At 60.6% G+C, this 24781-nt stretch carries 22 protein-coding genes; 6 read left to right on the forward strand and 16 right to left on the reverse strand.

The window, feature by feature from the left end:
• Position 1 precedes the first annotated feature (1 nt).
• The 3 genes from RFM98_RS04265 (at position 2) to RFM98_RS04275 (ending at position 2842) form a co-directional block, all read left to right on the forward strand.
• Positions 2 to 448, forward strand: a complete 447-nt coding sequence (locus RFM98_RS04265) for an RbsD/FucU family protein (RefSeq protein ID WP_320307669.1) — start codon at positions 2 to 4, stop codon at positions 446 to 448.
• A complete protein-coding gene (locus RFM98_RS04270; RefSeq protein WP_320307670.1) occupies positions 445 to 1368 on the forward strand; it encodes a carbohydrate kinase family protein in 924 nt (307 codons plus the stop codon). The genes RFM98_RS04265 and RFM98_RS04270 overlap by 4 nt, the downstream gene beginning before the upstream one ends.
• 304 nt (positions 1369 to 1672) lie before the next feature.
• The gene (locus RFM98_RS04275) at positions 1673 to 2842 is read left to right on the forward strand and encodes a DegT/DnrJ/EryC1/StrS family aminotransferase (RefSeq protein WP_320307671.1); all 1170 of its coding nucleotides are present in this window, start codon (positions 1673 to 1675) and stop codon (positions 2840 to 2842) included.
• Between the two features lie 205 nt (positions 2843 to 3047).
• Here RFM98_RS04275 and cysQ read toward each other — a convergent pair whose 3' ends face one another.
• Genes cysQ through cysD form a run of 3 tightly spaced genes read right to left on the reverse strand, consistent with a single transcriptional unit; the run spans position 3048 to position 6692 of the window.
• Positions 3048 to 3836 carry a 3'(2'),5'-bisphosphate nucleotidase CysQ gene (cysQ, locus tag RFM98_RS04280; RefSeq protein ID WP_320308129.1) on the reverse strand — a complete coding sequence of 263 codons (789 nt, stop codon included), beginning with the start codon at positions 3834 to 3836 and terminating at the stop codon, positions 3048 to 3050.
• Between the two features lie 10 nt (positions 3837 to 3846).
• Positions 3847 to 5784 carry a sulfate adenylyltransferase subunit CysN gene (gene cysN, locus RFM98_RS04285; RefSeq protein WP_320307672.1) on the reverse strand — a complete coding sequence of 646 codons (1938 nt, stop codon included), beginning with the start codon at positions 5782 to 5784 and terminating at the stop codon, positions 3847 to 3849.
• A gap of 2 nt (positions 5785 to 5786) precedes the next feature.
• Positions 5787 to 6692, reverse strand: coding sequence for a sulfate adenylyltransferase subunit CysD (gene cysD / locus RFM98_RS04290; RefSeq protein ID WP_320307673.1), 906 nt, complete (start codon positions 6690 to 6692; stop codon positions 5787 to 5789).
• A 462-nt stretch (positions 6693 to 7154) separates the two neighbouring features.
• Here cysD and RFM98_RS04295 point away from each other — a divergent pair, with 462 nt between their 5' ends.
• Positions 7155 to 8447: an O-antigen ligase family protein gene (locus tag RFM98_RS04295; protein WP_320307674.1), complete on the forward strand. Its 1293-nt coding sequence runs from the start codon at positions 7155 to 7157 to the stop codon at positions 8445 to 8447.
• Positions 8444 to 9412 carry an NAD-dependent epimerase/dehydratase family protein gene (locus RFM98_RS04300; protein ID WP_320307675.1) on the forward strand — a complete coding sequence of 323 codons (969 nt, stop codon included), beginning with the start codon at positions 8444 to 8446 and terminating at the stop codon, positions 9410 to 9412. The genes RFM98_RS04295 and RFM98_RS04300 overlap by 4 nt, the downstream gene beginning before the upstream one ends.
• Positions 9413 to 9484: 72 nt before the next feature.
• Here the strand turns inward: RFM98_RS04300 and RFM98_RS04305 are convergent, their stop codons facing one another.
• The 3 genes from RFM98_RS04305 to RFM98_RS04315 all read right to left on the reverse strand — a co-directional run bounded on the left by RFM98_RS04305 (position 9485) and on the right by RFM98_RS04315 (position 13029).
• Positions 9485 to 10021 (reverse strand): sugar transferase, encoded by a 537-nt coding sequence (locus tag RFM98_RS04305; RefSeq protein WP_320307676.1) that lies wholly within the window; start codon positions 10019 to 10021, stop codon positions 9485 to 9487.
• 3 nt (positions 10022 to 10024) lie between these two features.
• Positions 10025 to 10957: a glycosyltransferase family 2 protein gene (locus RFM98_RS04310; RefSeq protein ID WP_320307677.1), complete on the reverse strand. Its 933-nt coding sequence runs from the start codon at positions 10955 to 10957 to the stop codon at positions 10025 to 10027.
• Positions 10958 to 11022: 65 nt separating this feature from the next.
• Entirely contained in the window at positions 11023 to 13029 is a 2007-nt protein-coding gene (locus RFM98_RS04315) for a UDP-N-acetylglucosamine 4,6-dehydratase (protein ID WP_320307678.1), read from the reverse strand.
• A gap of 370 nt (positions 13030 to 13399) precedes the next feature.
• On the opposite strand from RFM98_RS04315, the gene RFM98_RS04320 reads away from it, so the two are divergent.
• On the forward strand, positions 13400 to 14023 hold the full coding sequence (locus RFM98_RS04320) for a class I SAM-dependent methyltransferase (protein WP_320307679.1): 624 nt from the start codon (positions 13400 to 13402) through the stop codon (positions 14021 to 14023).
• 11 nt (positions 14024 to 14034) lie between these two features.
• Here RFM98_RS04320 and RFM98_RS04325 read toward each other — a convergent pair whose 3' ends face one another.
• From RFM98_RS04325 to rfbA, 10 genes are all read right to left on the reverse strand, one after another.
• Positions 14035 to 15159, reverse strand: coding sequence for a glycosyltransferase family protein (locus tag RFM98_RS04325; protein ID WP_320307680.1), 1125 nt, complete (start codon positions 15157 to 15159; stop codon positions 14035 to 14037).
• Positions 15160 to 15257: 98 nt separating this feature from the next.
• Complete coding sequence (locus tag RFM98_RS04330; RefSeq protein ID WP_320307681.1) at positions 15258 to 17927, reverse strand: glycosyltransferase family 2 protein; 2670 nt, start codon at positions 17925 to 17927, stop codon at positions 15258 to 15260.
• A gap of 14 nt (positions 17928 to 17941) precedes the next feature.
• Positions 17942 to 18694, reverse strand: coding sequence for an ABC transporter ATP-binding protein (locus tag RFM98_RS04335; protein WP_320307682.1), 753 nt, complete (start codon positions 18692 to 18694; stop codon positions 17942 to 17944).
• Positions 18691 to 19452 (reverse strand): ABC transporter permease, encoded by a 762-nt coding sequence (locus RFM98_RS04340; protein WP_320307683.1) that lies wholly within the window; start codon positions 19450 to 19452, stop codon positions 18691 to 18693. Before RFM98_RS04340 ends, RFM98_RS04335 begins: the two co-directional genes overlap by 4 nt.
• Positions 19453 to 19484: 32 nt before the next feature.
• The gene (locus tag RFM98_RS04345; RefSeq protein WP_320307684.1) at positions 19485 to 19982 is read right to left on the reverse strand and encodes a GNAT family N-acetyltransferase; all 498 of its coding nucleotides are present in this window, start codon (positions 19980 to 19982) and stop codon (positions 19485 to 19487) included.
• Positions 19979 to 21106 (reverse strand): DegT/DnrJ/EryC1/StrS family aminotransferase, encoded by a 1128-nt coding sequence (locus tag RFM98_RS04350; protein WP_320307685.1) that lies wholly within the window; start codon positions 21104 to 21106, stop codon positions 19979 to 19981. The genes RFM98_RS04345 and RFM98_RS04350 overlap by 4 nt, the downstream gene beginning before the upstream one ends.
• Before the next feature lie 17 nt (positions 21107 to 21123).
• Positions 21124 to 22041 (reverse strand): dTDP-4-dehydrorhamnose reductase, encoded by a 918-nt coding sequence (gene rfbD, locus RFM98_RS04355; protein ID WP_320307686.1) that lies wholly within the window; start codon positions 22039 to 22041, stop codon positions 21124 to 21126.
• On the reverse strand, positions 22038 to 23192 hold the full coding sequence (gene rfbB, locus RFM98_RS04360) for a dTDP-glucose 4,6-dehydratase (RefSeq protein ID WP_320307687.1): 1155 nt from the start codon (positions 23190 to 23192) through the stop codon (positions 22038 to 22040). Before rfbB ends, rfbD begins: the two co-directional genes overlap by 4 nt.
• Before the next feature lie 14 nt (positions 23193 to 23206).
• On the reverse strand, positions 23207 to 23761 hold the full coding sequence (gene rfbC, locus RFM98_RS04365) for a dTDP-4-dehydrorhamnose 3,5-epimerase (RefSeq protein WP_320307688.1): 555 nt from the start codon (positions 23759 to 23761) through the stop codon (positions 23207 to 23209).
• Positions 23754 to 24644 (reverse strand): glucose-1-phosphate thymidylyltransferase RfbA, encoded by an 891-nt coding sequence (gene rfbA / locus RFM98_RS04370; RefSeq protein ID WP_320307689.1) that lies wholly within the window; start codon positions 24642 to 24644, stop codon positions 23754 to 23756. The genes rfbC and rfbA overlap by 8 nt, the downstream gene beginning before the upstream one ends.
• Positions 24645 to 24781 lie beyond the last annotated feature (137 nt).

The raw sequence follows: 24781 nt of genomic DNA on the forward strand, positions 1-24781 counted from the left end.
CATGCTGATAGGCATCCCGTCGCTGCTCGGCCCGCAGCTTCTGGCTACGCTGCGGGCAATGGGCCATGGCGACGAGATCGCCATCGTCGACGGCAATTATCCGGCCGAGGAACAGGCGCGGCGGCTGATCCGCGCGGACGGCCACCATGTCATTGCCGTCCTCGACGCCGTGCTCAGCGTACTGCCGGTGGATGAGGCGGTGCCGGAGGCTTTGTTCCGTGCCTCGGTGCAGGGCGACCCGGCGCTGGCCGACGCTGTGCATCATGAGATGGAAGAGGTTTGCGCCAGGCGCGCGCCGGGCCACAAGGTGGTTGCGCTGGCCGGGCCCGACTTCTATGCACGCGTCAAGGCCGCGCACGCCATCGTGGCGACCAGCGAACCCAGGCTCTACGCCAACATCATCATCCGCAAGGGCGTGATCCATCCGCCGGAGACCAAGACGACATGATCCTTTGCTGTGGCGAAGCCCTGATCGACATGCTGCCGCGTACGACGACGGAAGGCGAAGCGGCCTTCGCGCCCTATGTCGGCGGCGCGGTGTTCAACTCGGCGATAGCTCTCGGCCGGCTCGGGGCTCCGGCAGGCTTCTTCTCCGGCCTCTCCTCCGATCTGTTCGGCGGCCAGTTCCGCGAGGCGCTGGGGGCGAGCAAGGTGAGCTCGACCTATGCGCATACCTCGCCGCGTCCGACGACGCTCGCCTTCGTGCGGCTCACCAATGGCCAAGCGACCTACACCTTCTATGACGAGAATACCGCCGGGCGTATGCTGACCGTCGAGGACCTGCCGAAACTGGGCACCGAGATCGAGGCGATGCTGTTCGGCGCCATCAGCCTGATCTCGGAGCCGGCGGGATCGGCCTATGAGGAATTCATGCGGCGCGAGCACGAGCGCCGGGTGATGATGCTCGACCCCAACATCCGGCCGAACTTCATCCCGGACAAGGCCAAGCATCTGCGGCGCATTCGCGAGATGATGGCGATGGCCGACATCGTCAAGCTCTCGGACGAGGACCTCAAATGGTTCGACGAGGCCGGCTCGCATGAGGATGTCGTGCGCAACTGGCTGGATCGCGGGCCGAAGCTGATCGTCGTCACCCATGGCAGCGAAGGCGCCGTCGGCTACAGCAAGACGCACAAGGTCACGGTCATGCCGCAGAAGGTCAAGGTGGTCGACACGGTCGGCGCCGGCGACACCTTCAATGCCGGCATTCTGGCATCGCTGCACGAGCAGGGCCTGCTCACCAAGGCGGCGATCGGCAGCCTGCCGGAAGACGCGATCCGCAAGGCGCTGGAGCTCGGCGCCAAGGCGGCCGCGGTGACGGTTTCGCGGGCCGGCGCCAACCCGCCGTGGCGGCACGAAATCGCCTGATCCGCTACCGGATTGGGCACAAACCGCCCTCCCCGGCCGATCACTTTATGTTTCCCGACAACGGGACGCTGCGATAAAAGAGGCTGCAAACGCCTTGCAAAGCTCGGATTTCCGGCTTTTTCAGCCATTGCGCCGGCAAAACCGGTAACAGGCTGCGACACATAAGCAATTTGCCTTGGACCCGGCCGGCTTTCTCAGCCGCGCCAAGTCTGTTACCAGCGGGCCGGTTTTATTGGAGCGACGTGCGTCCGCCCGGCTGCACGGAAGTACGCTCCAAGACCTTCCGAACCCATTCGAGGCCGACATGCAGTTCATCGATCTTGGCGCGCAGCGCGAACGTATCCGCGACCGGCTGAAAGCCGCTATCGACCACGTTGTCGAGGACGGCCGCTACATCCTCGGGCCGCAGGTCACCGAATTTGAAAACAAGCTAGCGGCCTATATCGGCGTCAAGCATGTGATCGCCTGCGCCAACGGCACCGATGCGCTGCTTCTGCCGCTGTTTGCCGCCGGCATCGGTCCGGGCGATGCGGTGTTCGTGCCGAGCTTCACGTTCGCCGCGACGGCCGAAGTGGTGGCGCTGGCCAAGGCCGAGCCGGTCTTCGTCGACGTCGACCGCGACACCTACAATATCGATACCGCCAGCCTCGAGGCGGCGATCGAGATGATCAAGAAGGAAGGCCGGCTTAAGCCGAAGGCGATCATCCCGGTCGACCTGTTCGGCCTCTCCGCCGATTACGAGGCGATCATGGCGATCGCCAAGCGCGAGAACCTCTTGGTGATCGAGGACGCCGCCCAGTCGATGGGCGGTTCCGCCGACGGCACGGCGATCGGCGGTTCCGCCGACGCCAAGATGTGCGGCGCCTTCGGCCATGTCGGCTCGACCAGTTTTTACCCTGCCAAGCCGCTCGGCTGCTATGGCGACGGCGGCGCGATGTTCACCAATGATGGTGTGCTGGCCGACAAGCTCAGGTCCTTCGCCTTCCACGGCAAGGGCGAGACGCAGTACGACAATGTCCGCGTCGGCATCAATTCGCGCCTCGACACGCTGCAGGCGGCGATCCTGATCGAGAAGCTTGCCATCCTCGAGGACGAGATGGTGGCGCGCCAGGCGGTCGCCGACCGCTACGCCAAAGGGCTTGGCGACATCGTCAAGGCGTCGCGCAATCTTGGCCACGGCCGCTCGGCCTGGGCGCAATATGCGATCGAGACGCCGAAGCGCGACGGGCTGAAGGCGCATCTCGGCGAGAAGGGCATTCCGTCGGTGATCTACTATGTGAAGCCGCTGCACGAGCAGGTCGCCTACAAGAATTATCCGCGCACGCCGACCGGCCTCGCCGTCTCGGAAGAGCTGCCGAAGCAGATCCTCTGCCTGCCGATGCACGCCTATCTCAGCGAAGCCGACCAGGACCGCATCATCGAGACGATCCGCAATTACATCGGGTCGAATTCGGCGCAGGTGGCGGCGGCGTAAGACCTGAGAGGTCGCGGGACAGCACCCCCCTCTGCCCTGCCGGGCATCTCCCCCGCATGGGGGGAGATCAGCAGCTTCAACGCCGCATTCACTCCCTCCACGGTGGCGATTGGCGAAAGCCGACGCGACGGTCAATCTCCCCCCTTGCGGGGGAGATGTCCGGCAGGACAGAGGGGGGTGTGAAGGATTGCGGCGGGAATAGACTTCAGGCCGATGCCGCGCTCTTCCCCGTCGCAACAAAATGCGGATTGGCGAAATCGCTGTCGCTGGCCTGGTTGCGCTTGCCGTAGATGAGCGGCTCGCCGTCCAGCGTGCGCGTCATGCCGCCGGCGGCGCGCAGCACCGCGTCACCGGCCGCCGTGTCCCATTCCATGGTGCGGCCGAAGCGCGGGTAGACGTCGGCTTCGGCGGCGGCGAGCAGGCAGAATTTCAACGACGAGCCGACCGAGACGATCTCGGCGGCGCCGAGGTCGCGGATGAAGGCGTCCGTCTCGGGCGTATTATGCGAGCGGCTGGCGACGACGGCGAGCGGCGTGGCTCCTTCCCGCACGGTGATCGGGCGGCGACCGGCAATGCGATAATCGCTGTCGATGTCCAGCGCCTCGGCCTTGCCGGGCCGACCGGAGAAAAAGCGCCCTGTGCAAGGCGCATAGACGACGCCAACCTCCGGCACGCCGTGGCGCACCAGCGCGATGTTGACGGTGAAATCTGTGCGGCGGTTGACGAATTCCTTGGTGCCGTCGAGCGGATCGATCAGGAAGAACGCACCGTCGAGGTCGGGCGTGGCGATGCCCGCCGCAACCTCTTCCTCGGCCACGCAAGGGATATCCGGATAGGCGGCGCGCAGACCGGCAAGGATGATCTTCTCGCTTTCGCGATCGGCTTCCGTGACCGGCGAAGAATCGGCCTTGCTGTGGACGGCACAGCCTTCGTGGAAGACGCGCATCACCTCGCGCCCGGCGTCCAACGCCAGGCGCTCGAAGACGCCCAGCATTGCCTCGTCGTCAGATACCGCCGCCATTGTCATACTGCTCTTCAGCAATGTCTCGCTCGGTCAGCCAGTGTTCCAGGGCTTCCGCCATCTCCTGCGGGCTCCTGCCGAGCGTCTCGAGATGGATTTCGGGATTCTGCGGCGCCTCATAGGGAGAATCGACGCCGGTGAAGTTCTTGATCTCGCCGCTCAAGGCGCGGGCGTAAAGCCCCTTCGGGTCGCGGCGGGCGCATTCCTCGAACGGCGTGTCGACGAACACTTCGACGAACTCGCCCTCGGCCATCAGCTCGCGCGCCATGCGCCGCTCGGCGCTGAAAGGCGAGATGAAGGAGACGATGACGATCAGGCCGGCGTCGGCCATCAGCTTGGCCACTTCGGCGACGCGGCGGATGTTCTCCACACGGTCCGCGTCGGTGAAGCCGAGATCGCGGTTGAGGCCATGGCGGACGTTGTCGCCATCGAGAATATAGGTGTGGCGTCCCGACGCGAACAGCTTCTTCTCGAACAGGTTGGCGATGGTCGACTTGCCCGAACCCGAAAGCCCGGTGAACCAGAACACGGCCGGGCGCTGGTTCTTCAGGTCCGAGCGGCCGCGCTTGCCGACATCGAGCGACTGCCAGTGGATGTTTTCCGCGCGGCGCAGCGAATGCAGGATCATGCCGGCGCCAACGGTGGCGTTCGTGATGCGGTCGATCAGGATGAAAGCGCCGGTGGTGCGGTTCTCCGCAAAGGGATCGAAGGCAATCGGCGCCCTGGTCGAAAGGTTGCAGACGCCGACCTCGTTCATGTCGAGCGACTTTGCCGCTTCATGCGCGAAATCGTTGACGTTGACCCGGTATTTCAGGTCCGTGACGGTGGCGCTGACCTGGTCGGTCTCGGTGCGCAGGATGTAGGAGCGGCCGGGCAGCAGCGCCTGCTCGTCGAACCAGACGATGTTGGCGGCGAACTGGTCGGCGACCTGCGGACGCGCCGCCGGCGACACCAGGAGATTGCCACGCGACACCTCGACCTCGTCCTCGAGAACGAGCGTGATCGCCTGGCCGGCGACCGCCTGATCGAGGTCGCCGCCTTGCGCGACGATGCGCTTGACCCGCGACGCCTTGCCCGACTTGGCGACGACGACCTCGTCTCCTTCAGAGACGGTGCCCGAGGCAATGGTGCCGGCGAAGCCGCGGAAATCGAGGTTCGGGCGGTTCACATACTGGACGGGGAAGCGGAACGGCAGCTCGACGGCGGCCTCGTCGACCGAGACCGTTTCCAGATGCTCGATCAGCGACGGCCCGGAATACCACGGCGTGCGCTCCGAGCCACTGGTGACATTGTCGCCGAAGCGCGCCGACATCGGGATCGGCACGACGCTTAAGAAGCCCAGTTGCTGGGCGAACTCGCTGTAGTCGGCGACGATCTGGTCGAACGTGGCCTTGTCGAAGCCGACGAGGTCGATCTTGTTGACGGCGAGCACGATGTGGCGGATGCCGAGCAGCGAGGCGATGATGGAATGGCGCCTAGTCTGGCGCAGCACACCCTGGCGCGCGTCGATCAGCACGATGGCGAGATCGGCGGTCGAGGCGCCGGTCGCCATGTTGCGCGTGTACTGCTCATGGCCGGGCGTGTCGGCGACGATGAACTTGCGCTTCGGCGTGGCGAAGAAGCGGTAGGCGACGTCGATGGTGATGCCCTGCTCGCGCTCCGCCTCCAGCCCGTCGACCAGCAGCGCGAAGTCGATGTCGTCGCCGGTGGTGCCGTGCTTGCGCGAATCCTTCTCGAGCGCGGCGAGCTGGTCCTCGAAGATCTGCTTGGTGTCGGAGAGCAGCCGGCCGATCAGCGTCGACTTGCCGTCGTCCACCGAGCCGCAGGTGAGGAAGCGCAGCAGCGACTTCTTCTCCTGCGCGGCCATATAGTCGCGGATCTGATCGGTCGGGGCGAGGGTCTTGGCCATGATGTGGCGCATTATCAGAAATAACCCTCGCGCTTCTTCTTTTCCATCGAGCCCGCCTCGTCGCGGTCGATGAGGCGGCCCTGGCGCTCGGAGGTGCGGGCGGTCAGCATCTCGCCGACGATCGCCTCCAGCGTGTCGGCGTCGGACTCGATGGCGCCGGTCAGCGGGTAGCAGCCCAGCGTGCGGAAGCGCACCAGGCGGTTCTCGATCGCCTCGCCGGGGCGCAGTTGCATGCGGTCGTCATCCTTCATGATCAGCATGCCATCACGTTCGACCACCGGCCGCGCTTTCGCGAAATAGAGCGGCACGATCGGGATGTTCTCCTGCAAGATGTACTGCCAGATGTCGAGCTCGGTCCAGTTGGACAGCGGGAAGACGCGGATCGACTCGCCCGGCGCGACGCGGGTGTTGAAGATCTTCCACATTTCCGGCCGCTGGTTCTTCGGGTCCCAAGCGTGCTGGGCGTTGCGGAAGGAAAAGATGCGCTCCTTGGCGCGCGACTTCTCCTCGTCGCGGCGGGCGCCGCCGAACGCGGCGTCGAAGCCGTATTTGTCGAGCGCCTGGCGCAGCGCCACCGTCTTCATCACGTGGGTGTGGGTGTTGGAGCCGTGGTCGAAGGGATTGATGCCGTCGCGAACGCCATCCTCGTTGACATGGACCAAGAGGTCGAAGCCGAGTTTCTGCGCCATCTGATCACGAAAGGCGATCATCTCGCGGAACTTCCAGGTGGTGTCGACATGCAGGAACGGGAAAGGCGGCTTGGCCGGGTAGAAGGCCTTCATCGCCAGATGCATCAGCACCGAGGAATCCTTGCCGACCGAATAAAGCATCACCGGCTTGGAGAAAGACGCCGCGACCTCGCGGAAGATGTGGATGGATTCGGCCTCGAGCCGCTGCAGATGCGTGAGCGCGATATTCATGGACTGTCGAGCGTTCTCTCGTGCCGTCGGGCTGAAATCTTGCATTGCAGGCGCAATTCCATGCCACCCGGGCGCAAATTCCACTTTGGACAAACTGTTTCGTGCGGGCGTTCTAACAGATCGGCGCTGGCGATAACAATGCAAGACCCGCACGGCACGGGGTGATTAGGGAACGAATTTTCCAAGCAAGGCCGGCAAAGCGGAAAATCCTGCCGGAGGCATCGGAAAGCCGAAGCGAGGAAAACCGTGGCTTGGAATTCGTAGCTTCCGGGGATCCGGTTGCCCGGCCTTCGCCAGGGCCGAGGATTTTTGTCGGAACATCGTCAACCGCCCTATCGTGGGACAGCGCCAGCGGCTATACGGGGCCGGGGAACGGGCAAGGCGCGGCAAACGGAGATCGGCGAGGCGGCCTTGGCTGGCTCCATGGGTCCGGGCGCAAGCTGGAAATTGCGAAGCAAGCATTTGAACCCGTTCACGACGCTCCGGCGCCACCTCACGCCCGCACAGATCAACATCTATTTCTCGATCGTCTGCTTTTTTTCACCGCCGGTGCTCGGGTCGCTGGTCAGCATCGCCTTCAACGCCGGTGGTGTGTGGTCCGCGATGCTGCTGGCTGCAAAACGGCGGCGCTTCAACATCGACCGGCCGATGCTCGCCTTGACGGTGGCGATCTATGCCTATTGCGCCGCGATGTTTGTCGCTTCGATCGTCAACGGCACGCTGGCGGCCGATCTGCGGTTGTTCCTGCCGCTGATCACCTTGCTCTTCTTCCCGGTCTCCTATTCGACCTGGAGCATCACCGAGAAGATCACGCTGGTACGCATCGCTATTTCGGCAAGCTGCGCGGCCTGCTTGGGTGCGCTGGCCATCGCCGTCGTCCAGTATCACTGGCTCGGCACGAGGGCCGAGGGCGGCGCCGGAAACGCGATCGTCTTCGCGACCGTCACCTGCCTTGCCGTCATGCTATGCCTTGCCGGCGCGCTATCAGGCATCGAGAAGCGCTGGAAGCTGCTCGTCCTGGCGGCGATGGCCGGAGCCCTAGCGATCGTCTATTCGGCGTCGCGCATGATCTGGGTGGCCGTGCCGATTGCCGGCATCGTCGTCCTTCTCATCAATCGCCGCCGGTTCACCAGCGCCAGCGTGGCGCGTTTCGCGGCGATCGGCGTCCTGGTCGCCCTGGTGATCGCCGCCATCGGCTCTCGCGTCATCCTCGATCGAACCGACTTCCTGGTCAGCGACTGGGATGCGCTGAACGCCAATGGCGACCATTCGACGGCGCTCGGCCTGCGCGTGGCGATGTGGGAAATGGGCTTCAGCGCGTTTCGCGAGATGCCGATTTTCGGCCACGGCATTTCGGCCAGCCGGGCGCTGATGAAGCAGGGCTTTCAGGACCAGTTCGGCCTGAACCAGGGTTTCAGCCATTTCCACAACGGCTTCCTGACGGCGCTGGTCGAGGCCGGCCTGCTGGGGGCGCTGGCGCTGGCGTCGATCTTCGTCGTTGCCGCCTGGAACGCGGCAAGGACGCTGCGCGTCAGTGCCAATCCGATCGAGCGGTTCGGCGCGACGATGATCCTTGTCACGGTCATTACCTATCTCACCGGCGGAATGACCGGCATCCTTATCGGCCACGATATCCTCGACGCGACGCTGATGGTGTTCCTGATCACGGGAACCTACCTTGCGTCCGGGCGCACGGTTGCGCCGACCGGGAAAAGCGCGCCTGCCTTGGCGCAGGGCGCCAGCCCGCGACCATGAAGGTCCTGGTCACCGGCGCGACAGGCCTCATTGGACGCCGGATCGTGAGCCGGTTGCGCGAGGCCGGATTTGGCATACGGATCGCCTCCCGCCTGCCGCAACGGCCGACGGGGGCGGACGATGTCGTCGCGCTGCCTGGCGCCGAGGCGCCGGAGGAAGCCTTTCTGGCGCTGATGGGAGATGTGGCGCATGTCGTCCACTGCGCGGCGCTCAACAATGATCGCAGCGCCGGCGAGGCCGATTTCCAAGCCGCCAATGCGACACTGACCGGACGGCTCGCCCAGGCAGCGGCCACGCGCACCGACGGGCGCTTCATCTATCTCTCCTCGATCCGCGCCGTCGTAAGGCCCGATTTCAGCGGCACCATCGACGAGGCCACACCCCCTGCCCCGCAATGCGCCTATGGGCGCTCCAAGCGCGAGGGCGAGATCGCAATGCTGGAGGCTTTTGCGGCCGCCGGACGGACCGGTGCGACGGCGCTGCGGCTGCCGCCGGTCTATGGCCAAGGCATGAAGGGAAATCTGCGCGGGCTGATGCGGCTCGCAGCCACCGGCTTGCCGCTGCCTTCGGCCGCGCTGACGGCGGTTCGCTCGCTCATCTCCAATGACGCGGTGGCCGGCGCTGTGACGCATCTGCTGACCCGTCCGATGCCGCCGCGTCCGGCCTACATTTTGGGCGATGCTTCGCCGGTTGCGATGTCTGAAATCGTCGCCGCATTCCGGCGCGGATACGGCCGTCCGGCCAGGCTTCTTCCCATGCCGGCCTGGCCGTTCCGGCTGGTGGCCACGCTACTTGGCCGGCAGGCGTCGTGGCAAGCTTTGGTGGCGACGCAGATCTGCGACCCGACGCTGCTGGCCTCGGAAGGCTGGACGCCGGGAGCCGACACGCTCGGCCGGCTCGAGGAGCTGGCGCGGCAGCAATTCCAGGAAAAGCGCAGGCGGTCAGGCTCGGCGCCTTCGCCGTAGCCCTTCAGTCCGGAACGCGTCAAAACAAGCGGATAGAGCGGTTCGCCATTTGCGTGAAACGGTGAAAACGCTCTAAGCGCGGTAGAGCGTACCCAGCAATATCTTGAGGTCCAGGCTGGTCGAGGCGGCCTTGATGTAGGCCGCATCGGTTTCCGCACAGAGTTTTGGGTCCGACATATCGATCCCCTTGATCTGCGCAAGCCCGGTGATGCCCGGCAGCGCGGCGAGCACGCCCAGCTCCCTGCGCCGTTCGATCAGTTCCGTCTGGCTCGGCAGGCATGGGCGCGGGCCGACAAGGCTCATCTCGCCCTTGAGCACGTTCCAGAGCTGCGGCAACTCGTCGATCTTGGTTGCGCGCAGCACCTTGCCGACCGCGGTGACCGAACTGGCCGGCGCCTCGTGGGTGGGCAAGGACGGCGTGTCCCGATGCATCGTGCGCAGTTTGCGGCAGGCAAAGAGGGTTCCCTGCCGGCCGACGCGGATTTGCGAGAAGATGGCGGGGCCGGGCGACGTCGCCCGGATCGCCAGCATGGCGACCAGCATAATCGGCGACGTCGCCGCCAGCATCACGGCCGCGATAATCAGGTCGAAAGCCCGCTTTGCCGTCACGGTTCAGATCCGGCGCGAAAGGAAAGCGAGGTAGAGCCCGAGCGTGCCCATGAGGGTCTGCCGGTAGACGCCGCTTTTGCCGAGCAGGCTGAAGCGCCTGAAGATACCGCCCTTGCGCGCCCTGATGAACAGGCGCAGGCACAGTGCCGCATCGCGTGCGATGAGGTCTCGGTTGACGGCAAGGCCCCTGAGATTGCTGTCCGTCCAGGTGGCGAACTGGCCCTTGAACAGGCGTCCGAGCCTTGAAAGCCTCGCCTTCCACGAGACATTGGCGCCGACGAGGTTTGCCGCATGCTGCCGGTACCTGACCAGCGGCCGCGGCTCGTAGCGGACCTTGCCGCCGGCGGCGGTGACGATGAGATAGGCCCACCAGTCATGGCTGACGAAGTCGGTTCGTGCCGATGCTTTCGCCAGAAGCTCGCGCGCCCTGCGGTTGAACAGCATGGTGTTGCCGCCGGCGATACTTTGCACCAGCGCGTTGCGGAAAGACGGCGGGCGGCGGAACAGCGGCGAATAGCCGGCCGGGGCGCCGGCCTCCGAAATGGTCGCGGTGCGCGAGCAGAACAGGAGCGGCGTTTCCATATCCTCTCCCTCCATCCAGCGGATGGCGCTCTCCAGCCGATCCGGCTCCCAGACATCGTCCTGGTCGCAAAAGGCATAGTAATCGGCATCGATGCGAGGATCGATGATCATCGAGCGGAAATTGGCGGCGAAACCTTTTCGCGGGCCTTCCACCAGCGTAAGGGAACCCTTGTTCCAGCGGGATCGCCAAGCCTCGACGGTTGCGACCGTGGCGTCGGTCGAGCCGTCGTCGGAAACCCAGAGGTCGACGCGAGGCCAGGACTGCGCGAGCAGGGATTGCAATTGCTCGCCGATGAATGCCGCGCCATCCTTCGTGCCCATGAGAACGGCGACGCGCTGATCTTTTGCGGTCACGGTCTCAGAACCCGCAGGGCATTCGAACAGGCTTCAACAGCCGATTGCGGGCGGGCGGCACGGGTCTAACCGATCTGTCCGGCCGTCTTCGGCGCCGCCTGCCCGCGCGCGCCGATGTCTTCCGGCGCCAGGTTGAGCCCGGCCAGGATGGCAAGTGCCGCGGCCTTGTCGCGATTGTGCATCGCGGCCACCAGCGCCGGCAGCACGGCCTCGATCCTTGGCCATTGCACGACGTCGCCCCTGAGGCCGAAGATCTTGGCGATGTCGAGCTTGACGGCCTCTTCGTTCTCGCAATGCAGCGTCTCGTGCAGCTTCTCGCCGGGCCTGATGCCGGTGAAGCGGATCGGAATGTCGGTATAGGGGCTTTTGCCGGCCATGCGGATCATGGTTTCGGCGACTTCGAGGATCGGCACGGGCTTGCCCATGTCGAGCATGTAGATGGCGTAGTCGTCCCGACCCTGGCGCTGCTCGGCATCGGCGGCCGACATGATGACGAGATCGACCGCCTCGGCCACCGTCATGAAATAGCGGGTCATGCGCCGGTCGGTGATGGTGACCGGCCCGCCGGCCTCGATCTGCGCCTGGAAGATGGTCGCGACCGAGCCATTGGAGCCGAAGACATTGCCGAAGCGCACGGCGATGAACTTGGTGCCGGGACGATGCGCGCCCAAGTGATGGGCGTGATGGGCGCCGGCCTGCCGGCCGTTCGCCGCGCCGGCCTGCAACGGCGACGGCGCCGCTTGGGTTTCATGCAGCGAGGAGACGATCTGCTCGGCCGCCCGCTTGGTGACGCCGAGCACCGAAGTCGGGTCGACGGCCTTGTCGCTGGAAATCAGCAGGAATTGCGGCACCCCGCACTCGGCGGCGACCTTGGCGCAGGCGAGCGTGCCGAAGACATTCGTCTCGATCGCCGCTTCCCAGTTCTCTTCCAGCAGCGGCACGTGCTTCAGCGCCGCGGCATGAAACAGGATCGCGGGTTTGAACTCGCTGACGAGGCGCATCATGTGAGGCCGGTCGGTGACGTCGACGATGCGGCTGGTCAGCCGGTCGCGATCCTTGTCGTCGATCAGCTGGTCGAGCTGGAAAATGCCGAACTCGGAATTGTCGGCCACCAGCACCGCCTCGGCGCCGAGTTCCAGCGCGCGCTTGACCAGGACACGGCCGATGGAACCGGCGCCGCCGGTGACCAGCACGCGCTTGCCGCCGACGAAGGCGCCGATGCGCGTCGTGTCGGTGGCAACCGCCGAGCGGCGCATGATGGTTTCCATCTCGACGGCATCGAGAACCAGCTTGCCGCCCTGCCCGAGTTCCGACAGGCCGGAGAACTGGACGACGGCGATGCCGCTGTGGCGGGCGATGCGCACCAGCTCGGCATAGTCCTCGATCTCGCGCTCGACGCCGTTGCCGAAGATCAAAAGGTCGAGGTTTTCCGTGCCGTTGACGTAGTCCTCCAGCACCTCGACCAGGCGCGGCCGCAGCGCCACGACCGGAACGCCCTGGATCCGGGTGCCGAGCGGCGCATCGGCCTCGGTCGCCATGATGCCGGCGATGGCGTATTCGGCAGGCTGGGCCGCGCGGGTGAAGCGGACGATCAGGTCGGCCTCGCCCAGCCGGCCGATGAACAGCGCCTGCTTGACCGGCGCGTCGCCGGGAGCGCGGCGCAGAATGCGCCAGGACGCGCCGTCGCGCAGGAAGCGATAGTAAAGCCTGGGTGCCGAAATGATGGTGAAGGAGACCAGGAAAAAGACGATGAACTGTCGTTCGTTGAGGCCGGACACCGGCTGGAGGAAGAAGCGGAAGGCAAGCGAGGCCAGATAGAGGACCACCGTCAGGCTGCCGCAGCCCTTGAGGATGTTGAAGAAGTCGGGCGTGGAGGCAAAGCGCCAGACGGTGTTGTAAAGGCCGCTGTAGCGAAACAAGAGATGGGCGACGAGCACGATGAGCGCCCAGCAGGCCAGCCCGCCGGGGGAGAACGCGTCGAAAGAAAGCCGCGACTGCGAAAGGATGAGACTAAGAGCCACCGCGACCAGGACCATGACGAGGTCCTGGACCATGATAATGGCGCGCCGCATCCTTGGTCGGAGTTCCGATACGGCTTCTACATAGGCGGTCATTGGGCGGTACTGAACTCCAGGCGTCGAGATGCTATCAGAATGGCGCAGGACAAAACACCGTCCGCCGCCACTCTGGATTGCAAATCCCCTACCCGTTACCCGCTTACCGCATTAGCGTGGAGTTGGGAGGAGAGCTAGCGGTTTTTTGGGGAAGATAACCGCCTCTGATAAGAACACCCTCACAAAACGGGCGGTCATCAATGGCCGGGGCGCGTTGCAGCCGCCAAGTACATGGCTTTAAGTGCGGTCTTGCAAACATCGGCCCCAATCGCCCGCTAGGGGTTTCAGAGTTCGCTAATCGGAAAATCTAGGCACAGGAGTGTATGTAATGAGCCGAGATTGGGAGAATTGGGACGTCAGCGGAATTGCCAGTGAGATTCAGACGATCTGGCTGTCCTCTGACGAGGAAAATGCTCATCGCGAGCAACTTGCCGATCTCGTCTGTGGCCGTATTCCAGCGTCTGATCCATCCATTTTGGAAGTCGGCTGCGGAACCGGCCTTGTCTACGAAAAACTCGCCGCCAAACACAAACTCATTACCAATTACATTGGTATCGATTCATCGCTTAAAATGCTTGAAATAGCCAGGCGAAACTTCCCTAGGGGGCAATTTCTTTACGGGGACGGCTACGAACTTGTTTTTCGGGACCAGGAGTTCGATGCCGTTCTTTCCTTCGAGGTGCTCGGGCACATTCCCAGAATCAAGCCGTTTTTGAGCGAAATGCTTCGTGTCGCGAAGAAGACATGTATATTCACGACATGGCCGAGCGACAGCAGCGATGTTGTAGAAGATTACGAAACGATCGACGGCACTCGGTTTTTGTATCGCAGATATTCAGAATCTTACATACAAAAGCTCATATACATCGCAGGGCGGCAGAAATTGGACGATATCGAACTGATCCCCCTCAATTCTGGAGGGCAGGCTTATGTTGTTACGCTACACCCCTGAGTGCAACAGCCTCAGACCGTGCCTCTGCGGATGCCCATAATTCTTCGTAAGATGCGCCGGATCACCAACGAAAATCCGCCCTCCTCATAAGTGACAGCAACCAGAAGTCTTATTCGCTCAATGCGTCGCCAAAACCTTTTCGCGTCCAAACCGCTTTGCTCAAGTGGCTTGGCATTCTGCGCTTCATCACTCGCCAGCCGCTTAAAAAACTCCGCCCACTCATAGGAAACATGAGTCACGTCATAGCGAGCTTTTACGTGTTTGAAGGCGGCGTCTGCTATGGCCTTCTGTTTATCCCGCTGACCAACGAGGCTCACAAGCACTTCAAACCAGGATGAACTGTCATTCTTGACTAGAATTCCGGTCACCGAATGCTGCACCACACTGCTATATGGCGGTATGTCGGAATAGATACCGGCGATGTGGCAGGCGCCATATTCCCGGTACTTATTGTCAGTTTTGCCGCGATTGGCCTCGTGATCGAGTAATGGTGCCAATCCGATTGCCCAGTTTCTTTCGGCCTGGAACTTTATGTAGGATTTGTAATCGTTTGTGTGGGGAAAAAAGCGTACACGCTCTCGAATTTCAACGCCTCTAGGAAGAACACCAGCAAACTCGAACGCTGCCTTTGGAAATTTCTCCAAAATAGGGTCTATAAGCCCCGTTACCAATTCAAGATCGTCGATGCGCGAGGGGCTTCCTGCAAAGCCAATCCGAACCTCATCTGTAGCGACCGGCCGCACATCCTCAATGAGAGAGAAGTCAAAAAATGTTGGCAGGACCGCTACACGATCATTGAAGCGCGACAAAAACTTCGCCAATTCAACGGAATTGGTGACCACTGATTGCGCGTGCGAAACCGCGAACTTCAGCGTGGCTCTGACCAGCGGGTGCCGATAATAAGCGGCGAGAGGGGTGTGCCCTTCAATACGCCAGAAATTATCGTCAATGTAGTAAGCATACGGTCGGTTTGCATGGACGAGGGCTTGTGACCAAGACAGGACAAGCGGGTCAGCACAGCGGACGAACAATGGGATTGTCTCCAGCGTGATGTCAGAGACGTGCAGTCGATCGAGAAGCTGCGTTCGATATTGAACACCATGCGAGGCGCAGGCGCTCAGTATCTGCTCGATCAAATGTGTAGTGGCGATCTCCGCTTCAATTATAATCAGTATTTGGGGAGCAGCTAACATAATTCAGTCATTCGATCAGAGCTCGCAATCTATAATCGTTGTTATGCCAGCGGCGGTGAGACATCCCCGACACCTCTCCGTTCAGCAGCCGTTCCGGTATCTGGCGTTTGGTCGACATATGCGACCTTGGCAAATGGGGCTGCAGCGCGCCGAGCCAAGCCAAGATGAGAATATCTTGCCAGCTCCAATGCATAGATTGGCCATCTGGAGCGAGCAAATAGGCGAAGACGCCACATGCCATCATGTGGAATCGCAAGTCCCTTCAAATCAAAAATGACCGGGAGTTGGAGGCTCGCTCCGGCGTCAAGAGCAATGGCCACCTGGCGTTCGATTCTTCCATCCGGGCTTACGAGTTCTATCCCGACGGTCCCCTCATGAATCCCTTCCGAGGAGAAAGCGCATGAAATATTGTCAAGCGTTCCACGTTTAATAGGGATAAGGTATTCGACAAAGTCCTTACCCTGAATCGCGTCTGATAACTCAAGATAACTATCCGGAGTTCGAATATTATTGTCTTGTAGATATCGGCGAATGTCGTCGAAAACCGGCGACACCTGGGGCCAGAGGTCCTCGCGAGATAGTCGAGGCCTGAAGCGGCGGTACCGTCGGATCCTTGATCTTAGCGCAGAAAGTTCGTGCAGGCTCGCCCTAAGCGGCTCGGCATCGGGAGGCGCGCCGCCCCCAACCCATTGCTTAGAAAGATAGAGTTTTCTGAGCCGAGTTTCGACAAGCGTCGAACTTATCCCAGGTAAGGTCTCCAAAATTTGATTCAATACAGCAACATTTTGTTCACCAGAGAACTGCTTTCGGCAGAATGAGACGTTAAACTTCTTATAGTCGCCCCACCCCTCCCGATTTGCGATCAGCTTTGTTAGAACCTCAAGCCACGCTCTAGGCTCCTTCGCAGGCGCAACTTTAGCCGCTGCCCCGTCGAACCCCGGTACACTATATGGCTCCGCATCCGGGACAACGAGCAAGGCGTCTAAAAGATAAGCGCATAACGCAACATTTAGGGTCTTGTATAAGTTGTTAACTGTTTCGCTCGGGGCATGAATCAGTATATCTGGGCGATATTCCACCAGCTGCAAAATTGCACGGTTCCAGTCAACCTGAGTGCTTTTAAAAGTGAACTTAATGTTTTTGCTCTCCTGAAGAATCCGCGGCAGTCTAGAATCTTCGCCGGAGCCACTTATTACGAAGTGGATGCGGTGGCCTTCAGCTGCAAGGCGTTGAATCGCTGGTATAACCTTCTCCTGCAAGCCAAGCTGCCGGTGCGGCCCTCCGATTGAAGCTATTGTCAAATCAGCGCGCCACTCATCTTTGTCTGCAGGAAGGCTCCTTTCCGGCCTCAGCGCAATTGGAGCTTTCGCATAGCTGACAGGAAACATAAATACATTTTTGTGGATTAAGTTTGCCAGATAATACCCTTCTAAAGCCGGCGCCGTTACCAAAACGCCAGCAAATCGTGACAGCTTACTCCTAAGCGCCGCAAGAGAGAAATCTTCCGGCATCTCCAGCTTTTCTTTTATCGATAGCTCTGTAAAATTATCGTCGATAAAATAATAAACTGGAATAGACAAATCGAAAGCCAAATCTATCCACTCTCTATATCGATCAAAATATCTTACGATTATCAAGCATGACGCCTCAACCAACTCTGATACACTTGCACCGCTATCCAGCGAAATTATCCTTACGCTCCCTCTGACCGAGCGTGGTAGATAATCGAAACACAGAGTTGTCGACGCATTATAGTCAGCTGATAAAACAAATACATTTTTGCCCAAGCGATCCGGTACGCTTGGCTTAAGCGACGACATCCAGGCGCGTTTGGCGCAGTGACTCTCGGTCAAATCGGCAATGGCGACACTGGTGCGTGGTGAGAGGCCTGGAGGGATCTCAAAAACGTCGATGTCGCTGAAGCTCTCTGGCCTGAGGTCTCTGGTGGCAACTCGCATCCACTCTTCGCAAGCACCAGAAACCAAAGGATAGGTTCTACCAAGAGAATCGCTTTGCTCAGGACCGGTCACCTCGGCAACGTCGACGTCGATATGCTGGAGCAAGTAGAATTCACTGATCCGGCGCCAAAGGTCCCAATCACATAATCTCGCCATAAGGACGTTTGGATCGTATAACCCAACCCGATCTATCACATACCTTGGCAAGAGGACCGTGCAGTTTGCAATCGGATTAGTGCTTTTCAAATTAAATGAAGAGAGCGATCGCCCCAGCCGAGTGACTAGCCCATCGGGTCTTCCGACCTCTCGAATTCTCCATACTGCATTGCCATACCAAACTTGGTGTGGATACTTAAGACTTTGGTCAAGCAGTTGGTCCAAAGCGTCTGGATAGAAGAAATCGTCGTCGAAGGCGAACCCGATGAAATTAGCCCGAGCCTTGGAGAACGCCTCATATTCTGACACTGCCGGAAGGCCAATGTTGCGCGGATGCCTTAAGCAACTGACGCGCCCATCAACACGCATGAACTCGGCTATCTGATCAGCAGTCCCGTCGACGCTCGCATCATCAACTATTATTAGCTCAATATCATTTAGAGTCTGATTGAGAACGGACTCGACCGCCCGGCGAAATAGACCGCTGGCACCGCGCCGGAAGGTCGGAAGCAAGATGGAAACGGCCGGCTTGTGGTCATCGGAATATCCGGAGCCGGGCGACCAGAGGGTATCTGCCACAAGGTCTTTAACTTTCATGGTATATTAGCCAATCACGTAATCGGCAAGTTTGTGCGCGAGTAGCATTCAAGAACCTCCGACGTTTCTCCGTCCATGCGAATGCCGCCAGCATCGAGCCAAATCGTGCGCTTGCAAAAAGATTCCAAAAGGGTTTGCGCATGGCTCGCGAAGACCAGGATTTTGCCCTGCTCCATAAATTCGTACATTCGGCGCTTAGCCTTATCGGCAAACTTGATGTCACCAGCGCCCATCACCTCGTCGATCAGCAGTATCTCGGGGTTGATGCTGGTCGATACCGCAAAGGCAAGGCGGACAAACATTCCTGCCGAATAGGTGCGAACAGGGTAGTCTAAAAATTCTCCCAGTTCGGTGAATTCCGCGATCTCAGGCAACTTCTCCTCGATCTCGGGCGGGGACATGCCGAGAAGGAGGCCACGGATGCGAATATTGTCCCGGCCGGACTGATTCATCTCGAAGCCGGTAGCGAACTCGAACATCGGGCAAATGTGCCCACGCACTGCTACCGTTCCGGATGTGGGCGGGTAGATCTTTGCCATGACCTTTAGCAGCGTGCTCTTGCCGGCGCCGTTAAGACCAATCAGCCCTACACGCTCGCCGCTTTTGATCCGGAGATTCACGTGGCGGAGCGCATCTACACAATATGTGGATGGTGCTGGCCGTCGCCCCGGCAGGCGACCAATCAACCAATCCTTCAGGCCTCCACTGTTGCGCTCGCCTTGAAAACGAATTCCTACGTCGTCCAGCTTGATCGCGAATTCGCTCATAGCAGAAAAACCACGCGATTATCGAGGCGGCGGGCAATCGCTGCTGCGACGACCCATACCAATAGCACGTACAATGCCGCCATGGCATAGTTCTCGAATGGAGGGAGACTCCCTTCCAAAATAGGTCGCCTTACAATATCGATTAAATAGTAAAGTGGATTGTATTTGTAGACGAAATCGATTCCTTTTGCCCTCAATACGTCAATCGGAAACATAATCGGCGTTACAAAAAATACAACTTGAAGGACTCCTCCAAGCGCAAAAGGCAGATCTCTGAATTTTGTTCCCACATATGCGGAGATAACAATGTGCCCCAGAGCTGCAACTATCAGTACAGCCATTCCAGGCAAGGCCATCAGCCAGCCAGAAAAACCAATATTACGAAAAACAATTTGCAAAATAACCACCGCGACAAACCCTATCGCCATGTTTATTGAATACGATACGAGAGCACGTAAAAGATATATCTGTTTCGGATAAGAAAATTGCTTAATATATCCCTCTGATATTACGAATGCCGTTCCTGCCTCCACGAGTGATGAAAGCAGAAACCCCCAAATCACGAAACCTGTAATCAAAAACGGCAAAAATTCGGCCATCGGCTGACCGAACATCACACCGTAGACGAAACCGGCACCACCAACGAAAAACCCCAGATTGAGCAATATCCACAGGGGGCCGATGAAGGACCGGCGAAAACGTGCCTTGATATCCTGCAGGCCCAAGAAGGTCCACACTCGCCAAAGCTTCAAAGCCATCAGCGAATCAGCGTAAAGTTGCGTTCGCGGAGTCATACGACGCTGCCTCGATCAAGGCCCATGCGGATCAGGCCACCAGAGCGACGTTCTTCGATAAAGCCGTGACGTTCATAAAGGCGGATGGCTCTGGCATTTTTCTCCATAACTTCCAGGAACAGATAAGATAGATTCAGAAACCCCGTGCTGAAACGGATGATCTCCGCACACGATCGGCCGATGTAGCCTTTCCCCGCCATTTCCGGCGCAACAAGAAACCGGCCTATTTCGGCGCTTCCGTTATCGATATCGTAAATGCCGCATTGGCCGACCGGCTGCCCATTCGCTTCCACTAGGAAGAAAAAATCGTCTTCCTTTTGAAGGTAGTTTCTGTACCAGGCAAGGTGCGCATCGAAGGCAATCTTGCCGGAGTTTTTGAACCAAACCCTCGCCTCGTCGCGATTGCGCCAAGCGAGAATGGTCTCGAGATCTCTTTCCTCCATGAGCCTCAAGACGACAGTTCCGTCTCCAAAGGGAGCGACGTGCTGCTTCATTGTGCGTATTTGAGTACCAATTCGGAGACCAAATCCACATCCGCCTTGCGCATCCGAAGGTGCAGGGGGAGCGAGATGATTTCCTGGCTTGCCGCTGCCGCATTCGGGCATGTGCCTGCGGCAAAAGCGTACATCTGATAATCGGTGTTATCGCGATAATGGACGCCGGGATAAACGCCGTGTTCGTTCAACGCTAGCATCAGCATGTCGCGATTCTTCACGCGTATCTGCAAGAGGTGCTGTGCAGATTCACACCCCTTGGCGGTCGGCACGACGCTTACCCTGTTATGCCCGTCAAAGTGCTGCCGATACCAGACGGCCAGCTGGCGCCGGAAGGAATTGTCGATATCGAGATACTTCAACTGGACAATGGCCATCGCTGCCATGATCGAGTTGCCATGGAATTTATAGCCGACCTCCTCGACGTCATACATCCACTTGTAGGCCCCCTGGGCGGCAGTGCGGGCATAGGTGTCCTTGTTGATGCCCAGCCAAGTGAGCTTGCGGACCCGCTCGTCGTCTTCCGCTTCCTTGAAGCAAATCATTCCGGAATCGGCCGTGGGGAGATTCTTGACCGCCTGAAAGCTGAACACCGATGCATCGGCGTCACTACCCACATGCTTGCCATCGACACGAGTGCCCGCCATGTGAGCCGCATCGAGCACGAGCTTTATGTCGTGCTGGCGACAGAGCTCCAGTATCTTCTGATACCTGCCCACATTACCTCCCATGCCGACAAAAATCAGGGCTTTCGTTTTGTCGGTAATCAGTTTGGCGACGCTCTCTGGGTCAAGGCAGAGGTATTCATCGACGTCCGCGAACACCGGCTTGAGGCCCGCGTAGAGAATGGCGTGGTTTGTCGAAACAAATGTCAGCGGCGTTGTTATGACTTCGTCTTCGCTCGTCCATCCATATTTCGATTTGAAAAGCTGAAAGGCAAGATGAAGTCCGACCGTATTGGAGTTCAGAAAGTGAGCGTGTGGAATCCTGGTATAATCCTTCCACGCCGTTTCAAACTCCGCTGTCTTGAAGCCTAGTCCCGTCCAGCCTTTTTCGAGGCACTCGCGGATCTCCGACAGACACTCTTCAATGCGGAAACTTGGTACAAATAGCTGAACAGTCATAGTTCCTCCAGCGCTGCCTACTGGTTCAGTTGTATGCTTGCCTGTCTTGTCGCTCCGAGCACAAGACGTGACACGATTTCTTCGGTCGATCGGCGCCAATGCGGTGCGGTCCATCCAAACACCGAGGCGAATTTCACCGTTGAGAGCCGCGAGTTAGCGGGACGCCGGGCTTTGGCTGGATAATCCACCGTAGCAATATCGCGTACCCGCGCATACGGACCACCAAGCTCTCGGCTTGTGTCCAGGATTTTACGGGCAAAGCCGCTCCAGTTGGTCTCGCCGCTTCCCACCAGATGGAAGATGCCGAAGGCAGTGAAATCCTCGTGGTCTCGCAGCCTCGCCGCCGCATGCAGGATCGCGTCGGCGATGTCGAGCGCCGAGGTCGGATTTCCCCACTGGTCGGCGACGACCGAAATCTCGTCGCGGTCCGTGCTGAGCCTCAGCATCGTCTTGACGAAATTTTTCCCGAACGGGCTGTAGGCCCAGGCGGTGCGAAGGATGAGGTGGCGCGGGTTGGCGGCGGCCACTGCCTGTTCGCCGGCGAGCTTGGAGGCGCCATAGACGCCGAGCGGGGCGGTCGCGTCGGTCTCGACATAGGCACTGGCCTTGGTGCCGTCGAAGACATAGTCGGTCGACAGATGGATGACGGGAACGCCGAGCCGCGCCGCGGCCTCCGCCACCTTGCCGGCGCCGGCGGCGTTCACGGCGAAGGCCAGGTCCTTCTCGTCCTCGGCCTGGTCGACGGCGGTGTAGGCGGCGGCGGAGACGACGATGTCGGGCCTTGCCGCTTCCAGTGCTGCGAACACCGTGTCGGGTCGCGACAGGTCGAGCACCGGGCGGCCGACGGCGATGACTTCGACATCGTCGCGGCCCTGCGCCGCCTCGACCAGGCTTGCGGCAACCTGGCCTTCGCGTCCGGTGACGGCAAGCCTCACGTGGCCACCTTCCTGCTTTCGGCCCCGTTCCCGGCCGGGCTGCTTTCGAACGTTTTATGTTCGATCGGGCTGTTTTGGGTCGGGCTGTTTTCGATCGAACCCTGGCCCAGCCGCTCGCCGGCGTAGCGCTGCTCGCGGATCGGCCCCCACCACCATTTGTTGTCGAGATACCAGTCGACGGTCCTTGCCAGGCCGCTGTCGAAATTCTCCCGCGGCGCCCAGCCGAGATCGCGCGCGATCTTGGAGGCGTCGATCGCATAGCGGCGGTCATGGCCGGGGCGGTCGGTGACGAAGGCGATCAGATCGCGGTAGCTCCCGCCGGCGGCGCGCGGGCGCCTCAGGTCGAGAAGATCGCAGATCGCCTCGACGACGTCGAGATTGGTGCGCTCGGAATTGCCGCCGACATTGTAGCTCTCGCCCGGCCGCCCCTTGGTGGCCACCAGTTCAAGGGCCCGCGCGTGATCCTCGACGAACAGCCAGTCGCGCACATTGCAGCCGGCGCCATACACCGGCAACGGCTTCTCGTCGAGCGCGTTGAGGATGACCAGCGGGATCAGCTTTTCGGGGAAATGGTAGGGGCCGTAATTGTTCGAGCAGTTGGACAGCACCACCGGCAGGCCGTAGGTCTCGTGCCAGGCCCGCACCAGATGGTCGGATGCCGCCTTCGACGCCGAATAGGGCGAGGACGGCGCATAGGGCGTCTCCTCGACGAACATGCCGCCGTCGAAGGGAAGATCGCCGAACACCTCGTCGGTCGAGACATGGTGGAAGCGGAAGCGGCCCTGGCGGGCCTCCGGCAGCCCGCGCCAGTATTCCAGCGCCGCATTCAGGATGCGGTAGGTGCCGACGATGTTGGTCTCGATGAAGGCGCCGGGGCCGTCGATCGAGCGGTCGACATGGCTTTCGGCGGCGAGGTTCATGACGATGTCGATATCGTCACGGCGCAGTATCTCCAGCACCGCGCGCTCGTCGCGGATGTCGGCCTGCTCGAAACGGTAATTGTGCGCGTTCTCGATCGGCCGCAGCGAGGCGAGGTTTCCGGCATAGGTGAGCTTGTCGAGATTGGTGACGCGATAGGCCGGGTTGGCGCACAGATGCCGGCAGACGGCGGAGCCGATGAAGCCGGCGCCGCCAGTGACCAGGAAATTCATGCCGCCCTCTCTCCTCACGCAAACAGCTCCGCCATGGCGAGCAACGGCGCCTTGCGGTCCTTGTCCGAAAGCTGGAATCCGCCGGCAATTGCCGGCCATTCGATGCCGATGTCGGGATCGTCGAAGCGGATCGACCGGTCATGCTCGGGCGAATAGGTGTCGGTCACCTTGTAGAGCACCTCCGTATCCGGCACGAGCGTGACGAAGCCGTGCGCGAAACCCTTCGGCACCAGAATCTGGTTGCCTATCTGCGCCGACACCTCCAGCGCCACCCATTTGCCGAAAGTCGGCGAGGTGCGGCGGATGTCGACCGCGACATCGAGCACGCTGCCCCTGACGACGCGCAGCAGCTTGTCCTGGGCGCGCGGCGGCAGCTGGTAGTGCAGCCCGCGCAGCACGCCGGCCGCGGCGGAATAGGAATGGTTGTCCTGCACGAAATCGAGATTGATGCCTGCCTCGGCGAAACGCCCGGCATTCCAGGTCTCGCTGAAAAAACCGCGCGCGTCGCCATGCCGCTTCGGCACGATCTCCAGCACGCCGTCGAGGCCGAGCTGCCTGATCTCAAGCACCGCGTTCCTCCGTCAGATCGGCAACGCGCTTGCGCAGATAGGCGGCATATTCATTCTTGCCCAGGCGGGCGGCGCGCTCCAGAACCTTTTCGGCGCCGAGCCAGCCCTGCTCGAAGGCGATTTCCTCCGGGCAAGCGACCTTTATGCCCTGGCGATGCTCGATCGTGCGCACGAATGACGATGCCTCGTGCAGGCTGTCGTGCGTGCCGGTGTCAAGCCAGGCATAGCCGCGGCCGAGTTGATGCACGTGCAGTTGCCCGCGCTCGAGATAGACGTTATTGACCGCCGTGATCTCGAGCTCGCCGCGCACCGAAGGGCGGATCGTCGAGGCGATATCGACGACATCGTTGTCGTAGAAATAGAGACCCGTGACGGCCCAGTTGGACTTCGGCTTCTGCGGTTTTTCCTCGATCGTCAAAGCCCTGCCGGTCGCCTTGTCGAACGAAACCACGCCGTAACGCTCCGGATCGTCGACATGATAGGCGAATACCGAGGCGCCACTTTCACGGCCGGCCGCGGCACGGCACAGATGCGACAGGCCCTCACCGAAATAGATGTTGTCGCCCAGTATCATCGACACGCTGTCCTTGCCGATGAAGTCGCGGCCGATGATGAAAGCCTCGGCGAGGCCGTTGGGTTGCGGCTGCCCGGCATAGGAGAGCTCCAGCCCGAATTCGGAACCGTCGCCCAGCAAAGCCTGGAAGACCGGCAAGTCGCGCGGAGTTGAAATGACCAGGATCTGGCGTATCCCCGCGAGCATCAGAACGCTCAGCGGGTAATAGATCATCGGCTTGTCGTAGATCGGCAGTATTTGCTTAGATACAGCTAATGTAAGCGGATAAAGACGTGTTCCGCTGCCGCCCGCAAGGATAATTCCTTTCAACAAGCTCTCCTTGAACCACCGCGGCCCCCGCCTCGACGCCAAGTTGGCCGTGCTTAGGTTTCGGGCACTGGCTTGTCAATGTCGGCTTTGATTTCTTCCCCGACACCCTTCCCGCTTTCTATCATCGGGCATGCGAT

This window comes from Mesorhizobium australafricanum, from assembly GCF_033977265.1.
GTDB lineage: Bacteria > Pseudomonadota > Alphaproteobacteria > Rhizobiales > Rhizobiaceae > Mesorhizobium > Mesorhizobium australafricanum.

What these genes read in the sequence shown, in the direction of transcription:
- RFM98_RS04350 (WP_320307685.1), bottom strand. Translation starts at nt 21,106, where the DNA reads ATGACTGTTCAGCTATTTGTACCAAGTTTCCGCATTGAAGAGTGTCTG.
- cysQ (WP_320308129.1), bottom strand. Translation starts at nt 3,836, where the DNA reads ATGCTGGGCGTCTTCGAGCGCCTGGCGTTGGACGCCGGGCGCGAGGTG.
- RFM98_RS04345 (WP_320307684.1), bottom strand. Translation starts at nt 19,982, where the DNA reads ATGAAGCAGCACGTCGCTCCCTTTGGAGACGGAACTGTCGTCTTGAGG.
- RFM98_RS04335 (WP_320307682.1), bottom strand. Translation starts at nt 18,694, where the DNA reads ATGAGCGAATTCGCGATCAAGCTGGACGACGTAGGAATTCGTTTTCAA.
- RFM98_RS04270 (WP_320307670.1), top strand. Translation starts at nt 445, where the DNA reads ATGATCCTTTGCTGTGGCGAAGCCCTGATCGACATGCTGCCGCGTACG.
- rfbB (WP_320307687.1), bottom strand. Translation starts at nt 23,192, where the DNA reads ATGAATTTCCTGGTCACTGGCGGCGCCGGCTTCATCGGCTCCGCCGTC.
- cysN (WP_320307672.1), bottom strand. Translation starts at nt 5,784, where the DNA reads ATGCGCCACATCATGGCCAAGACCCTCGCCCCGACCGATCAGATCCGC.
- RFM98_RS04320 (WP_320307679.1), top strand. Translation starts at nt 13,400, where the DNA reads ATGAGCCGAGATTGGGAGAATTGGGACGTCAGCGGAATTGCCAGTGAG.
- RFM98_RS04300 (WP_320307675.1), top strand. Translation starts at nt 8,444, where the DNA reads ATGAAGGTCCTGGTCACCGGCGCGACAGGCCTCATTGGACGCCGGATC.
- RFM98_RS04265 (WP_320307669.1), top strand. Translation starts at nt 2, where the DNA reads ATGCTGATAGGCATCCCGTCGCTGCTCGGCCCGCAGCTTCTGGCTACG.
- RFM98_RS04275 (WP_320307671.1), top strand. Translation starts at nt 1,673, where the DNA reads ATGCAGTTCATCGATCTTGGCGCGCAGCGCGAACGTATCCGCGACCGG.
- RFM98_RS04330 (WP_320307681.1), bottom strand. Translation starts at nt 17,927, where the DNA reads ATGAAAGTTAAAGACCTTGTGGCAGATACCCTCTGGTCGCCCGGCTCC.
- RFM98_RS04340 (WP_320307683.1), bottom strand. Translation starts at nt 19,452, where the DNA reads ATGGCTTTGAAGCTTTGGCGAGTGTGGACCTTCTTGGGCCTGCAGGAT.
- cysD (WP_320307673.1), bottom strand. Translation starts at nt 6,692, where the DNA reads ATGAATATCGCGCTCACGCATCTGCAGCGGCTCGAGGCCGAATCCATC.
- RFM98_RS04315 (WP_320307678.1), bottom strand. Translation starts at nt 13,029, where the DNA reads ATGCGGCGCGCCATTATCATGGTCCAGGACCTCGTCATGGTCCTGGTC.